Origin of the sequence: Streptomyces sp. NPDC007205 (genome assembly GCF_040634095.1) — a bacterium.
In the GTDB taxonomy this organism is placed as follows: domain Bacteria; phylum Actinomycetota; class Actinomycetes; order Streptomycetales; family Streptomycetaceae; genus Streptomyces.
In genome coordinates this window covers 21,477-35,965 of sequence record NZ_JBEYEW010000031.1, presented here as the reverse complement: position 1 = coordinate 35,965, position 14,489 = coordinate 21,477, and the positions used below count along the sequence as shown (strand labels likewise).

Here is a 14,489-nt window from a genome sequence, read left to right as displayed (position 1 = left end):
TGAGCTCAAATGTATCTCCGCAGCCGCCGGATCCGGCGCCCTCGGCCCCGGGTGGAGGCAGGCGAACCTTCGCGCCCCTCTTGCTGGCCGGTACAGCCGACTCTTATCGTTTGACATCAAATGAATGTCACCGGCGCCACCGCTCGGCCGTCTCGGTCATGAGGCTGCATGGATCCGAGCGAGCAGATCAGGACAGAAGGCAAGCCTTCACCGCATCCCTGGAGTATCCCTTGAGCGCTCGCACAGACCGCCAGGTCCGACAGACGATCGAGGCGCTCGACGCCAAGGGGATCGATGTCCTCCGCGTCGCCTACCCGGACCTGATGGGATCCGACCGCAGCCGGGACATCCTGCTGCACCATCTGCCGCACGCGGCCGGGCACGGCCTCGCCTTCAGCCGCGCCGTCTATCACACCGGCGCTCTGGGCGATCACTCCGACATCGCCGGTGGCCTGGAGGCGGGCATGCCCGACGTCCTGGTGCGCCCGGACCTGGACACCGTCGTCCCGCTGCCGTGGGAGCCGCACGTCGCCTGGTGCATCGGTGACGTCCTCGACCCGGCCACCCGCCAGAGCGTGCCCGAATCGCCCAGGGACCTGCTGCGCCAGGTCCTCACCCGCCTGAACAACACGGGCCTGACCGCGCTCGTCGGCCCCGAACTGGAATACGTCCTGCTCACCCCGGACGCCGACACGCCCACCGGATGGCGGCGCTACGCCCCCGCCCCGGGCAACGTCTACACCACCGGCCGCCGCGCCGACCCGGACGGACACCTTCTGCGCACGGTGCGCGCCCTGCACGCGCTCGGCCTGGACGTCAGCGGCGGCAACCGCGAGTTCGACGGCGGACAGTTCGAGATCAACCTCAACCACTCAGAAGCACTGAACGCCGCTGACCGCGCCTTCCGGTTCAAGGCCGCGGTCAAGGAACTCGCCCGAGCCGAGGGCCGACTGGCGACGTTCATGGCCAAGCCGTTCAACGACGGCGGCGGATCGGGATTCCACCTGCACGTCTCCCTGATCGACGCGGACGGGAACAACGTCTTCGACGCCCCCCGCCAGGCCCACGGCCTCTCGGCCACGGCCCGTCACGCCCTGGCCGGCGTCCTCGTACACGCGCCCGCTCTGTCCGCGCTGCTCAACCCCACCGTCAACTCCTACAAGCGGTTCGGTCCCGACACCACCGCCCCCTGGCTGATCAACTGGGGCCTGGACAACCGGAACGCCATGGTGCGCATCCCGCCGGAGCGCGGTGCCGCATCCCGACTGGAAGTCCGCCTCGGCGACGCCACGGCCAATCCGTACCTCGCCGTCGCCGGCCTCCTGGCCGCCATCCACCTCGGCATCACGGCCGCGGCCGATCCTCCGGCGCCGGCAACCGGCCTCGCCGCCGACACCGGGACCGCCGACCGGCTGCCCACCGACCTCGGCCAAGCCCTCGACGCCCTGCAGGCCGACGATCAGCTCATCGACGTCCTCGGCAAGTCGTTCGTCGACGCCTTCCTCACCTTCAAGCGGGACGAACTCGACCGGTTCCACCAGTACGTCACCGACTGGGAGTTCCGCGAGTACGCCCAGATCAACTGACACCGCCCGCTTCCCCTGGTCGACCACCTGATCCAGCCACCTGCTCGGCCGCCTTGACCCGCCCTCCGCCTGGTGCGCCGGACCGGTCGTCGCCGCAGCGCTGCCTCCGCATGCCTTCCGCGGCCTCCTCCTGCCCGCCGCGCCGCGCGGGCCGGCCTTCGCCCCCCGCCGCCCCGCCGCAGCGGGGTCGCCTCCGTATCCCGGCGCTTGTGTAAGGACTTCCAGAGGGCGCCCCCACAGGCCACCCACCCCATCGCGGCCACCGGGCCACGCCAAGCGCCCCACGTGCAGTCTGAACCGGGGCACAATCGCCGATCCAGTCGCCTGGCGCCCCGCCAGAACCAACATCGAGTGAGCGTCAGCGTGTCGTTGCACCATCAGGACAACATCCGCAATGACCACGAAGCACACCTCCCGCACATCAACAGAACCGCAGGTCAAGCGCCCTGCACGGCCTGTTCGAGCAACGCCTCGCACCCCACGCGATTCCGCCGCCGAAGCAGGTCGGGGCACGCTGTCCTGGCGCCGCCAGCCTCGACGAGACCGCAGAAGTTCGTTGAGGGGCGTTGATCATGTGGCCTTGAGTGGGGTGCCTTCGTAGGTCCAGCGGTATGGCTTGGCGGTCTCGTTGTGCCCGATCGCGTACGCCTCCAGCTTGTCGATCAGGTCGTCGCGGCTGGCGAAGTCGCCGTGCCGCAGGACCCGGCGGGTCAGGGCGGAGAAGAACAGCTCGACCTGGTTGAGCCAGGAAGCGTGCGGCGGGGTCCAACGGACGTGCCAGCGAGGGTGCGCGGCCAGCCAGGTCTTGGTGTGCCTGGCGGTGTGGGAGGAGCCGTTGGCGAGCACGATGTGGATCTCCTTGCCGGGTGTGATCGCCCGGTCGAGCTTGTCCAGGAAGGCGGTGAAGGTCACCGCGTCATTGCGGCGGATCACCTCGGTGAGGACCTCGCCGGTGCGCACGTCGAGAGCGGCGACGAGGGAGGCGGTGCCGTGGCGCCGGTACTCGAACTCCTGCCGGACGGGTTCACCGGGGCGCGCCGGCCGCCCGGGATGGCGGCGCGAGCGGGCGGCGATCGCGGTCTTCTCGTCGATGGACAGGACGACCGCCCCCTCGGGCGGGTCGAGGTAGAGGGCGCATACCACGGCGGCGCGCTGCCAGAAGCCGGGGGTGTCCCGGCGGGTGAGCCAGCCACGGACCTTGTGCGGCTTCAGGTCCAGATCCGCCAGGATCCGGCCGGCCTGGGAGACGGAGACCGGCGCGAAGCAGGTGCCGGCCACCTTCTGGGCGATGGCCCGATGCGACCAGGTCGCTTCCGGATGCGGTGGCGCGCTGGTCGCCGTGGCCACGATCGCCACCCGCACCTCGGGCCCGTACGATCTCGGCCGTCCCGACCGTTCGGCATCGCGCAGGCCGTCCATGCCGCGGGCCGCGAACCGCCCACGCCACTTGCGCACCGTGTTCACGCTGACCTGAAGCTCCCGGGCGATGGCCCCGTTGGCGAGCCCGTCCGCTGCCACGAGCACGATCTCGGCCCGCAACGCTGCCCGGACCTCGGACTTCGCCGAGGCCACCGTCCGCACCAGCCGCTCGCGGACATCCGCCGCCAGCATCACCGCAACCGCCGTCCCCTCCCGCTGCCCGCCCTTCACAGCCAACGATCACGCGGGCCGATGCCGCACCCGGCAGGATGGGGCCTGTGCCGAAGAACCCCCGGAATCGATGCAGCACCACCTGCGCCAACGCCTGAACCGTCATGCCCGCGAGCGGTGGCCCCACGTGGACGCCATCACCGCCCGTTTCCGTGCGGGATTCGCTTACGTGGCAGCCCAATTGCCCGGCGGGCACAGCCTCCCGCTGTGTCGTCTGCGCTTCACCGGCGTGCTGCACACCTGGGGCTTCGCCTCTGCCTGGCCAGCAACGGCAGCTACAGGGACAACATCCTGCCCAGCGGACTACGCGCCGACTCTCCGGAGGAAGCCCCTGATCGTCGGCGGCCAGCGGCCGGACCCGGCGGCACTGCGAACGGAGTGAGCGTGAGCGCAGCGGTCACCAGCCGTGGCGAAGTGGGGCGGGCCCGTTGGGCCCGCCCCCCTCTCTCCCCTTCCTCTTCCTCCCGGCGCATGGCCGCTGTCGCGCTACTCCAGCGCGTAGTCCACCGAGAACCGGTCGAACCGCAGCGGAGTGTTCTGCGTTTCCGCCTGTGTCTGGGAGTTGACCGAGTTGATGGAGTACGCCTTGTAGACCGCGAGCGGCTTGTTGTTCACCGTGACGTGGCGGAAGTCCACGCTGCCGAAGTCCGGGTAGCTCCTGGTCGGCGACTCCAGGACCGCTTCTGCGGAGTTGTTCGGGCAGGTGGAGCCCTTGGGACAGGTCTGCTTGGTCGACTGGATCCAGTTCCGCGTCCGGTTCTGGATCGTCAGCGTGTAGGTGCTGCCGCTGCGGACCACCGATGCCTTGATGTCGTCGCCCGGCTTCACCGTGCCCTTGAAGTAGACCGGGGGAAGCGGCGCCATTTCGTACCAGGCCCGGTAGACCGGGGAGCCGGTCTTGCAGCTGGTCTCCACTCCGGCCTGTTCGACGGTGTGCGGGGTGGCCGAGGTGTATCCGTCTATCCCCACCCAGGGGGCGAAAAGGTCCTTGGTGGAGTGGCAGGTGACCGCGGGCACCTGCCATTCGGCACTGGTCTGGTTGAAGGCGTTGGTCTTGCCCATCGTGACGTAGCCGCCCCACCCGGACTTCGTGATGTACCTGGTGCCGGTGTCGCTGTGGCCGGAACTGCCTCCGGCGAAGGCGGAGACGAAGGCACTGGAGGCGATCGTCAACGCCAGTGCCGCTGCTCCGCCGATCACTGCCCGGCGAGTTGTCACACGCATGAGTTGTCCCTTCGCGTTGGCCTGGGGCCAGGACGGGTCGATTGCGGGGGCTCAAAGGGCCAGGGAAGTCAAACGTTTGGCCCCAAACGTTGAGCTTGCTTGGTATCAAACCAGGGAGGGGTCGGCAGCCACAAGGCGATTTGCCCGATTCTCAGCTGACCCACAGGCAACGGAACTGGTGCGCTGTCACGAGCCTTCGCTTCACCGCCGGGGAGCTCTTCCACGCGCGCGTGCAGATGGTCCACGAACCCCTCAGCCTCGGGCTTCATCGGGACGCTACGCAGGATCCGTGCGCCGTCGGCGTCCGGAACGAGCGACGGGTGGCGGGCCGTCAGCCGGTCCGGGCGCCCTGCTTGGCGCGGCCGAACACCCGCTTGTGGGTAGAGTCGATGTCGACGAAGGCCACCTGGTCGGCTCCGGGCGGCAGCGGCGTATGCGCGGCCAGCTGAGCCAGGAACTGGCGGTGAAAACGGTGGAGTTGGAGGGTGGCCCATGGGTGAAGGAGCGCAGGAACGTGCCCAGCGTCGACGGGGCACGGATGCCGCCGAAGCAAGTCGCCATGGCCCCGTGCCGCAACCGGCCGGCGTCCTGGATGCTGTCCGCTCCCGCGACATCGCCGCCATCAGCGACATCACCTTCGCCGCCGGGTTCGCTCCGCCGCCGTTGGCCGCCCCGCCGATCCGTATCGCGGCATCCGTCAGGTCCGCCAGCCCGGCCCGCTCCGCCAGCCTCGCCGACGGGCGACCTACACCCGCCCGCACGGGGTCAGGCATCTCTTCGCCGCCTACGACCTGGCCAAGGACAAGCTCTACGGCCACATCAAGCCGAAGAAGAATCGAACGAGGTTCCTGGAATTCTGCCGCTACCTGCGCAGCCTCTACCCACTCGAGATCCGGATCGCGATCGTGCTCGATATTTTCTCCCCGCACCTGACCACGAAGAAGGACACCCGGGTCGGCGATTGGGCCGTGGCCAACAACATGGAGTTCGCCTACACACCGGCCAAGTGCTCCTGGCTGAACCTCATCGAGGCCCAGTTCACCACCCTGCGCTACTTCGCACTGGACGGCACCGACCATGCCAGCCACAAGGAGCAGGGCGCCGCCAACGAACGCCTCCGCGAGGTAGTTGACAGGGCGAACGTCGCCTGATGCGGCACTAGGCCGCGTATCGGGTCGTGATCAATCCGCGGGATTCGCTCTCGTGGCTGCCTTTGACCCGGAGATCATCTTGCGTGACACGAGCGCAACTGACCGATGCGGAGTGGGCGTTCATCGGGCCGTACCTGCCGATCGGCGCGTACGGGCCGTATCCCGAACGGCTGCGGCAGCAGTTCGAGGGTGTGGTCTGGCGATTCAAGACGGGCGGGCAGTGGCGGGAGATGCCGCAAGAGTTCGGGGCGTGGTCGACCGTCTCCAATCGCTTCCGGCAGTGGCGTGACGCCGGCGTATTCGAGGCTCTGTTGGAGGGGCTGATCGCGGAGGCTGCGAAGCGGGGCGAGGTGGATCTGTCGCTGGTCAGCGTCGACTCCACCACTGCGCGGGCCCACCACGACGCCGCTGGGATGCACCTCGACGAGGACGTGCTCACCGCCCTGGAGAAGGCCGCGGCTGAGGAGGAGAAGGCCAGGTCAAAGGGGGCGGTCCCGAGGAACGAACCGGACAGGACAGGACACCGAAGCCGACCCCGAACGGGAGGAACGACGACGCGTCCGGCGCCGCCGAAAGCTCCGACTGAAGGCCGCCCTGCTCGGGCGCTCTCGGGGTGGGCAGACCAGCAAGGTCCACCTTGCCGCAGACCGCAAGTGCCGCCCGCTGGCGTTCATCCTGACCGCGGGCCAGGCAGCCGACAGCCCACAGTTCATCCCTGTGCTGAACAAGATCCGGATCCGCGGATCCGTTGGCCGGCCCCGCACCAGGCCCGACGCCGTCGCCGGAGACAAGGCCTATTCGTCCCGCGGTATCCGGGCTCACCTGCGCAAACGCCACATCAAGGCCGTCATCCCCGAGAAGGCCGACCAGGCCGCCAACCGGAAGAAGAAGGGCTCCCGAGGTGGTCGGCCCGTCAGCCACGACGCCGACCTCTACAAGGTGAGGAACACCGTCGAGCGCCTGATCAACAAGCTCAAAGCCTGGCGAGGCATCGCGACCCGGTACGACAAGACACCGGAGAGCTACCTCGCCGGACTCCACCTCCGAGCCTCCATGATCTGGGTCAAAGACCTCACACGGAACGGCCTTGGGCATGGGCAGACATGCGACCTCGTTGGAGGGCTGATGCCTCACCCGTCGAAGTGACACCAGCGGAAGCCGTGTTCGAGCAGTTGCGTCAGGGTCCCGCGGTGAAGTGCGCCAAAGCCCACAATTGCCTCGTCTTCGTCGCCGCTGACATGCGCGAGCAGTCCCGGCGCCACGAAGAACCGCTCGGCCGCATAGGTTGGCATGAAGGGGCTCAGGGGTACTGGGCGCAGCATGTTCCACAGCGCGTCAAGGCGCGCGGTCGGCATGCAGTAGGTGCGTGCGCCGTACGGGGCCATGTTCATGGCCCCGTTAAGGGTGAACTGCAAGAGAAAGCGGCTCAGCGGTTCCTCTTCAAGGATCGTCTCCGGGTTCGGATCATCGGGGTCTTCGGTGAACCACACACGTGGGTCGGCCTCGTCCGGCTCCTTCAGTGGCCACGGGATGGACCAGTCCTTCCCGGCCCCGTTCCACATGGCGATGACCAGCCGGTCGCCCAGTGGCCCGGAGGCACGTCGGGGCTTCTTCAGCACCGGGTCGATGAAACTGTGAATGGCCGGGCGGAGGCGGGCCAGGCGGTGGAAGGCGGCCAATGCCTCCGGGAGGTTGTCCAGTTCGATCGCCGTGGTCTCGTCGGCAGCCGACTCCGCTTCGGAAAACCAACCGAGGACGAACGACTCCAAGGCCCGGATCGGATCTGATTCCACGAGGTCGACCCAGTCCACGCCTGGCACGGGCCCGGGTGATGGGACTGGGCGGACCGCCTCCAGCACCTCGCGGGTCAGCGGCTGGCTGAACATCAGTTTGGCGCGGTTGAAGTTGGCCGGCGCCGTGGGCATCCCCCTGCACTGGGCGGTGCCGAGCGGGAGGCAGCCCTCCTTCAGTCGCGCGAAGACGTAAATGGGCAAGGCACCCCGGAACTCGAACCGAGAGTGGAGTTCCGGAATCCGATCTCCGCGCAGAAGTACCCAGTCGGAGTCCTGGACGCCGCTGACCTTCGGATGGTCCCCGGACTCGACGATGACGACGGTTGCGTCAGCTCCCGCCCCGATCAGCGCGGGCCCCATTTCGTACTGAATCAGGCCAGATCCAGCAACAGACAGGGCCGCCTCCTCGCTGATCAGGGGCGGGAGCGTTCGCAACATGCCGTCAGCTTATCCACGAGGACAGACAGGGCAGATTGATCGGGACTCGATACGGGCCCTAGTCGAACGTGACCGCCCCCGGCGTGCGCCAGCCGCTCAGGCGGCGCCGTCACCAGGCTCGGTCTTCATCCGGCAGCAGACGCCTACGCTCGTCCCAGTCCGCCCCCGCACGGAATTGGGCGCAGCGACCTCCCGCACCCGCCCGGCGCCATTCCTCCTTCCCTAGCCGTCTTCGACACGACCGTTACCACCTTGAGGCAAGCGACGTCGTCAGGGCGGAAAGGTCCCGGGGAGCGTGCTGGACGGCTCCGCAGGCGGTCGGCAGGAGAACCGGCAGCGCCTCTTGGAGGCTGGGAAGCCAAACCAGAAAGCCGACTTCGGCGGCGCCGTGGCCGCGGCGAGTGTCATCTCCCTCCACTACGACGGCGAGACAGTCTCACCGCCCTCGCCGACGAACTACCCCAAGCCTCCCTTCCGCATCACAGCTGGTCAGGAGCTTGCCCCGGGTTTGTGAAAGTCACCATCCGTAGGTGCGCACTTCGGAGGTCTTGGGTGACTGAACGTCCACTGCCGGGCTCCGGTCGCTGCTGCTGGTCATGGGTAGGCGGTTCCCGAAGATCGCAGGTCCGGCCCTGGTGCCCGGTGCATGGCGCTGCCGCCACAGCGCTTACGAGGTGCTGTGGCGGGGTTTGCAAGGAGCTGTGGCGGGCCTCGCCTGCAAGATTCACCTCGCCGGGGAAGGCGGCCCCCGTCCCCTGCGCCTGCCGCTGTTGTCGGCTCTCGCCCACCGCCGCCATGACACCTGCTGACCACGGAATGAATTCATAAACCGGGCCCAGTCCATCTGCTCCTGCTTCCGCCCCCTCGTTCGGGAAGCCGTGCCGGGGCAGATACAACCGCGTGGCCTCGGACTCACGCCGGTCGCCATCCACGGCCTCTGACGGCTCCGAAACCGAGCCGCGTCGGTGGCCGCCGCCACCCAGGACTCCGCCTCGTCATGGACAAGGCGGAAGAAATACACAGTAACCCTTGATGGCAATTGCCGACTAGTCCACATAATTCGTTCGCGCTTACTGGAGCCTAATTTCGCCATTTATGCAGACACCGCGAACCGCTCATTCCAGCCATCGAACCCGGTCTCGTAACCCTGCGAACCAGCAGGCCAGACGCGTGATTTTACTTTTCTGCCACAAAGGAAACGGCACTTTATCGCCAGAGGGTGAGCATCGTCACACCTCTCCAATAAACCGGCGACGTATTCCCGCCGTCAGGCAGGTCAAGGACTTCTGTTCATTGCTTCACGCGACATACGGCGGAGCTCGGAAAGGATGTTTCTTGACCACCACTCGATCCCCGATATCCAAGCGGCGCCCGGCCCGGCGTCGGGCGGACATGGCTGTGTTAGGAGGTGTGCGGCCGCCACTGGCGGCCCTGCCGGTTCTGTTGGCGCTCGTCGCGGGCTTGACGGTGTTCGCCGTCGGGAGCGATGCCGAACGGGGCGTTCCCGAGGCCGTCCTCGGCTCCCAGCAGCACATCGCCGAGGACGGGGCGGTCGCGCTGCAGGCCGCCGTCGACGAGAGCGTTTCCGATCTGCGGGCAGCAGCCGCGGACTTCGGTGGCTCCAAGTCCGTACCGGCGGACGGAATGCTGACCCTCCTCGACCGGACCTACCGCAAGTGGCGCGGTACCGCCGTCGTCGACCTGTCCACCGGCCGGCTGCTCGCCGCGCGGGGCGAGGACGTACCGCTCGGGAAGGTGGACCTTCGTGGACTGCCGGCGAACCCGCCTCCGAGGCTGGTGCGGGACGACTCGGGCGTCACCCGGCTGCTGGTCTTCGCGACGCTGTCGCAAGGCGACAGGCAGGAGTTGCTCGTCGCTTCCCAGAGCCTGAAGGTGCCGGGCATCACCGTCGGCAGGAATCACACGCTCACCGTCGTGGACCGTGACGGGGCGACCCTCACCTCCGCCGGGCCGCGCCCCCGCACCGATCAGGCCAAGGCGCTGGCCGGCGCCGCCGTCCGCGAGGCGCAGGGCAAGGGAGCGTCGGACACCGCCGCTGCCGGCGGCTTCGACGGTCCGAGCGGCAGTCTCGTCGGGGCGGAGGAAGGCAACACCCGTACCGCCGTCGGGTACGCCGGAGTGGCCCGGGGGCCCGCCACGAAACAGAGTCCGAGCAGCGCACTCGGACTGACGGTCGTCACGACGGTGCGAACCGAGCGTCATGGGGCCGGGACCGGTGACCTTCGTCTCGCCCTGCTCGCCGCGGCCGTGCTGCTGACCCTCGCGGCCGGGGTCACCGTCGCCCTCCACCTGGTTGTGCAGCGTCCTTTGCTGCGGTTGCGTCACGAAGCGCAGAGGCTCGGCCGGGGTGACCTCACGGCTCCCGTCCGCGTGGCCCGCTTCGGGGAACCTGCCCGGGTCGGTGCCGCGCTGGAGGCACTGCGCCTTCAACTCCGCGGAAGCGGCGGGCAGATGCGGGAAACCGTCCCGCAGCCCTCGGCCGAGAGCCGCGTTCTGCTCGGGACCGGCAAGGGCCGGCGTCGGCTCGGACTGCGTACCGTCCTGGTGGTCTGCTCGTTCGCTCTGCTGGCCTGGCCCGCGTCGATGCTGCTGACGCTGGGCAGCACCTGGCCGCACACAGCCACGGTCGTACCGCGGCTGATCTCCGACGACCAGCGGCAACGCACCGAGACGACGGCGGATCGCGTGCGCAGGGGGATCAACGACGGATACGCGGATCTCGCCCATCTCGCCACCGTGATCGACGCCTCCCGGCCGGAGGAGACGCGCAGGGTTCTCGACAGTTCCCTGGAGCAGCACGGCCGGTATCAGTCCCTGTACGTCGTCGACGGCGCCGGCGAGATCCTCGTCCGCGCCGGCGACGAACCCCGTACCCCGAAGAAAGTCCGCATCAAGCCCGGGGTCATGCAGACGAACACCTCCGGCAGGGAACCGGTGATCGCCGCCGTGGCCGCTCAGCCGGTCAAGGGTGCGCCGGCGAGGTCCGGACGCCGCTATGTCGTGGGCGAGCTCAAGGTCCAGTACCTGGTCGGCATCCTCACCCGGCCCGGTCTCGGCTCGGTGTGGCTGGTCGACTCCGCGCATCGGGTCATCGCGTCCAACAAGGGGTTCGTGGCCTTCGGGCAGGTCTCCGACGGTCGGCTGCGGGCCCACATGGAGGCCGCCCGCACGACCAAGGGCTCCGCCGGGCTGCTGCTCGGCTGGAGGAATCCGGCGGTCGCCGCCGTGGCGCCGTTCAACGAGAAGCTGGGTGTCGCGAGCGCACTCGGCTGGAAGGTCGCCTCGATCAGGCCGGTGTTCTGGATCGGGCTGCCCGAGTACGAGGCACAGCGGCGGATCCTGCTCGTCGGGCTGCTGGGGCTGACGGCGGGCGCCCTCTGCCTCGGCTGGCTGTACCTCGTCGTCGTACGTCCGCTGCGTGAAATCACCCAGCGCGCCGAGGCGTTGGCAGCCGGGGACCGCAGAACGGTGCTCTACCCGCGCTACCACGACGAGGTGGGGTCCGTCGCCCGCAGCCTCGAACTGATCAGACAGCGACTCCCCCGCGCCGACGCACCGCCCGCGCCCGGTTCCCCGGACGCGCCGCCCACCGCCTCCACGCCCCTGTCCGGCCCCGGTCCCAGGAGCTGACCCGCCGTGCTCTTCCTGTACTGCGTCCTTGCGGCGTGCTGCGCCGGCCTGCTCGTCGCAGGCGTCGTCGAACAGCGCCGCCATGACGCGAATCTCGCCGCCATACCCACCCGAGTGCTGGTCAACGGCATTCGCGGCAAGTCCTCCATCACCCGGCTGTGCGCGGGCGCGCTGCGCGGCAGCGGCCTGGTGACCGTGGCCAAAACAACGGGCACCGCGGCCCGGTTCATCCACCCCGATGCCACCGAGGAGCCGGTCTACCGCAAGTTCGGCATCGCCAACGTCGTGGAGCAGATCGGCATCGTCCGGCGGGCCGCCGCCTACCAGCCCGATGTCCTGGTCATGGAGTGCATGGCCGTCATGCCCGCACTCCAGGAGATCAACCAGTCCAAACTCATCCGCTCCACCATCGGCGTGCTCTGCAACGTCCGCGAGGACCATCTCGCCGAGATGGGCCCGACGTTGGACGACGTGGCACGCTCCCTGTGCCGGTCCCTGCCGGAGGGCGGCGTCTGCGTCACCGCGGAGAAGGAGCGCTTCCCCATCCTCCAGGAGGAGGCCGACGCCCGGAACTGCAAGCTTGTCTACGCCGACCCGGAGACCGTCACCGACGAGGAACTGCGCGGCTTCAGCTGGTTCACCTTCAAGGAGAACGTCGCCATCGCACTCGCGGTCGCCGAACTGCTCGGCGTCGACCGCGAGACGGCGCTGAAGGGAATGTACGAGGCGCCACCGGACCCGGGTGTGCTGTCCGTCGAGCGGTACCGCACCCCTGACGGCAAGCGGCTGCGATTCGCGAACGTCTTCGCCGCCAACGACCCCGAGTCGACGCTGATGAACATCAGGCAGCTGCTCGAACTGGGCGCCGTCGACCGTCCGTTGCACGTCGTCATCAACTGCCGTCCGGACCGTGTGGAGCGCAACGGGCAGATGGGCGCGCTCATCCCCGAGCTGGACCCGGAGACGGTGTTCCTCATCGGCCATCCCACCAAGTCGGCCGCCGACGCCATACCCGCCCACTGGACCGGGAACGTCGTCGATCTCGGCGGCGACCGCCGCGACCCCGACCGGCTCACCACGGACCTGCTGGCCCACCTGGGACCGGACTCCTCACTCGTCGCCATCGGCAACATCCACGGGCAGGGCGAACTCTTCCTGGAGCGGCTCACGGCACTCGCGCCCGAACACACCGACGCCGGCACCGACACCGACCCCGCCGACCCGAGCGACGCCCCCACATCGCCCGGCGCTCACCACAACTCCCCCCACGGAGAATCGCGTTGATCCCCGCAGTAGTCACACCCCAGATCGCCGCCATCGGCATCGCACTCGGTCTGGTGTTCTCCCTCCTGTGCTACCTGACCACGAACCTCTCACCGGGCGGAATGATCACCCCCGGCTGGCTCGCCCTCACCCTCGTCGACGATCTGCGGCGCGCCGCCATGGTCGCGGGCATGGCAGGGCTGACCTACCTACTGACCAAGCTGCTGCAGCGCTTCGTCATCCTCTACGGCAAGCGGCTGTTCGCCGCCGTCGTGCTCACCGGTGTCCTGCTCCAGGCCGGGCTGTCCCTGTTGCTCCAGCGGGAGTTCCCCCTGCTGTTCGCCCATCAGGCCCTCGGGTTCATCGTCCCCGGGCTCATCGCCTACCAGCTCGAGAGGCAGCCCAAGACAGCGACGGTCCTCTCCACCGGCACGGTCACCCTCGCCACCTACGTGATTCTGGTGTCCGGGCTGCTGCTGGGTGCCCTGCCCACGATCTGAGCCGCCCCCTCCCCCCGACATGCTGCGGCATCTCCCCTCTCTCCCCACCGGAGTTGACCAGTGAAACGCCTCCTGCCCAGAATCCGGAAGTTCTCCCTGACCAGGAACGCGGCCCTGTTCCTGGTGACAGCCGCCCTGCTCGCGGCGAGCTGCGTGCTGACCCTGCAGTTCAGGCACCGCACCGACCCACCACCCGCATCACCGGGTGCCGGAATCCGGGCCAGGAGCGGCCCGCTGGAGTTCGAGCGGATCGGCAACCCCGCCCGCACGGTCGCCCGCGACCAGCACGGCACCGTCGTCGCCACGTTCACCGACGGCGCCCGTACGGCCGTACTGACAGGGCCCAGCAGGACCTTCGCGGAGCCGCGTACGACGGATGCCGAGGTCGTCACCAAAAGCTGGGTGCGGCTGCTGCCCAAGGCATGGGCCCGTGGCGCGGAGCGGAGCGACTGGTTCAAGACCTGGCTCAGGTCCCGCCTCGGCAGCCGCGATCCCGACATCCTCGCCACGGCCTTCGACTACGTCGCCGGTGCCCCGGCCCGGACGACGGCAGCGGGAGTCACCTACAGCGGTGCCGCCCGCTACGGACCCGGCACCACCAGCGACTCCGGCCCCGCTCGGCCGGGGAAGCAGCGCATGGGTTCGGACTTCTACGACTACCTGGGCACCCCCTGGACCTTCCCCGACGGGGTCACCCGCCGCCCCGAGAAGGACCGCCGGCGCTCCGTCGACTGCTCCGGCTATGTCCGGCTGGTGTACGGATACCGCTCGGGGTTCTTGCTGGACAGCAGGGACAGCCCGGCGGGCAGCGGGCTGCAGCGGACCGCCGACGCGATCGCCCACGGGCCGCTCGGCGTACCGGTGATCCCCCTCACCGACCGCACCCCCGATGTCATCCAGGGGCTCCAGCCCGGCGACCTGGTCTTCTTCAGAACACGGGAGGCGCCCGGCGGACGGATCGGTCACATCGGCATCTACCTCGGCCTGGACACCGCCGACCACCCGCGCTTCATCTCCAGCAGGAAGAACGCCAACGGCCCCACCATGGGCGACAAGGGCGGCACCTCACGGCTCGACGGCGAGGGCTACTACGCACAAGGGCTGCGCGGGGCCCGACGCCTCTGACGCCCCATGCCAAGCCGTAGGCGCGCGCGTCGGAGCGGGTGTCGGGCATGTCGAGGGCAGAGCCCCGCACCGCCGACCGGAGCCCGTCCCGACCTCACCGGCCATGCC

The 14,489-nt window shown here is 68.9% G+C and carries 9 protein-coding genes and 2 pseudogenes; 8 read left to right on the top strand and 3 right to left on the bottom strand.

Annotated elements, in window-relative coordinates; genetic code table 11:
• The first annotated feature begins 230 nt into the window (after positions 1 to 230).
• Entirely contained in the window at positions 231 to 1,586 is a 1,356-nt protein-coding gene (locus tag ABZ624_RS33470; RefSeq protein ID WP_360097592.1) for a glutamine synthetase family protein, read from the top strand.
• A 570-nt stretch (positions 1,587 to 2,156) separates the two neighbouring features.
• Here ABZ624_RS33470 and ABZ624_RS33465 read toward each other — a convergent pair.
• Both ABZ624_RS33465 and ABZ624_RS33460 read right to left on the bottom strand, forming a co-directional pair.
• Positions 2,157 to 3,197 (bottom strand): IS630 family transposase, encoded by a 1,041-nt coding sequence (locus tag ABZ624_RS33465; protein WP_360097589.1) that lies wholly within the window; start codon positions 3,195 to 3,197, stop codon positions 2,157 to 2,159.
• Positions 3,198 to 3,722: 525 nt separating this feature from the next.
• Positions 3,723 to 4,460, bottom strand: a complete 738-nt coding sequence (locus ABZ624_RS33460; RefSeq protein WP_360097586.1) for a G1 family glutamic endopeptidase — start codon at positions 4,458 to 4,460, stop codon at positions 3,723 to 3,725.
• 731 nt (positions 4,461 to 5,191) lie between these two features.
• Between ABZ624_RS33460 and ABZ624_RS33455 the strand changes: the two are divergent.
• Both ABZ624_RS33455 and ABZ624_RS33450 read left to right on the top strand, forming a co-directional pair.
• Positions 5,192 to 5,611: pseudogene (locus ABZ624_RS33455) on the top strand (transposase); the annotation flags it as partial.
• An 83-nt stretch (positions 5,612 to 5,694) separates the two neighbouring features.
• Positions 5,695 to 6,757: pseudogene (locus ABZ624_RS33450) on the top strand (IS5 family transposase).
• Here ABZ624_RS33450 and ABZ624_RS33445 read toward each other — a convergent pair.
• The gene (locus ABZ624_RS33445) at positions 6,742 to 7,842 is read right to left on the bottom strand and encodes a hypothetical protein (RefSeq protein WP_360097583.1); all 1,101 of its coding nucleotides are present in this window, start codon (positions 7,840 to 7,842) and stop codon (positions 6,742 to 6,744) included. The pseudogene ABZ624_RS33450 and the gene ABZ624_RS33445 sit on opposite strands and share 16 nt — an antisense overlap.
• Positions 7,843 to 8,137: 295 nt before the next feature.
• Here ABZ624_RS33445 and ABZ624_RS33440 point away from each other — a divergent pair, with 295 nt between their 5' ends.
• From ABZ624_RS33440 to ABZ624_RS33420, 5 genes are all read left to right on the top strand, one after another.
• Positions 8,138 to 8,356: a hypothetical protein gene (locus ABZ624_RS33440; RefSeq protein WP_360097580.1), complete on the top strand. Its 219-nt coding sequence runs from the start codon at positions 8,138 to 8,140 to the stop codon at positions 8,354 to 8,356.
• Positions 8,357 to 9,252: 896 nt separating this feature from the next.
• On the top strand, positions 9,253 to 11,493 hold the full coding sequence (locus tag ABZ624_RS33435; RefSeq protein ID WP_360097577.1) for a HAMP domain-containing protein: 2,241 nt from the start codon (positions 9,253 to 9,255) through the stop codon (positions 11,491 to 11,493).
• A gap of 6 nt (positions 11,494 to 11,499) precedes the next feature.
• Positions 11,500 to 12,777 (top strand): poly-gamma-glutamate synthase PgsB, encoded by a 1,278-nt coding sequence (pgsB, locus tag ABZ624_RS33430; RefSeq protein WP_360097574.1) that lies wholly within the window; start codon positions 11,500 to 11,502, stop codon positions 12,775 to 12,777.
• On the top strand, positions 12,774 to 13,256 hold the full coding sequence (locus ABZ624_RS33425) for a poly-gamma-glutamate biosynthesis protein PgsC/CapC (protein ID WP_360097571.1): 483 nt from the start codon (positions 12,774 to 12,776) through the stop codon (positions 13,254 to 13,256). The genes pgsB and ABZ624_RS33425 overlap by 4 nt, the downstream gene beginning before the upstream one ends.
• A gap of 60 nt (positions 13,257 to 13,316) precedes the next feature.
• Positions 13,317 to 14,381 (top strand): NlpC/P60 family protein, encoded by a 1,065-nt coding sequence (locus ABZ624_RS33420; RefSeq protein WP_360097568.1) that lies wholly within the window; start codon positions 13,317 to 13,319, stop codon positions 14,379 to 14,381.
• The last annotated feature ends 108 nt before the right edge of the window (positions 14,382 to 14,489 follow it).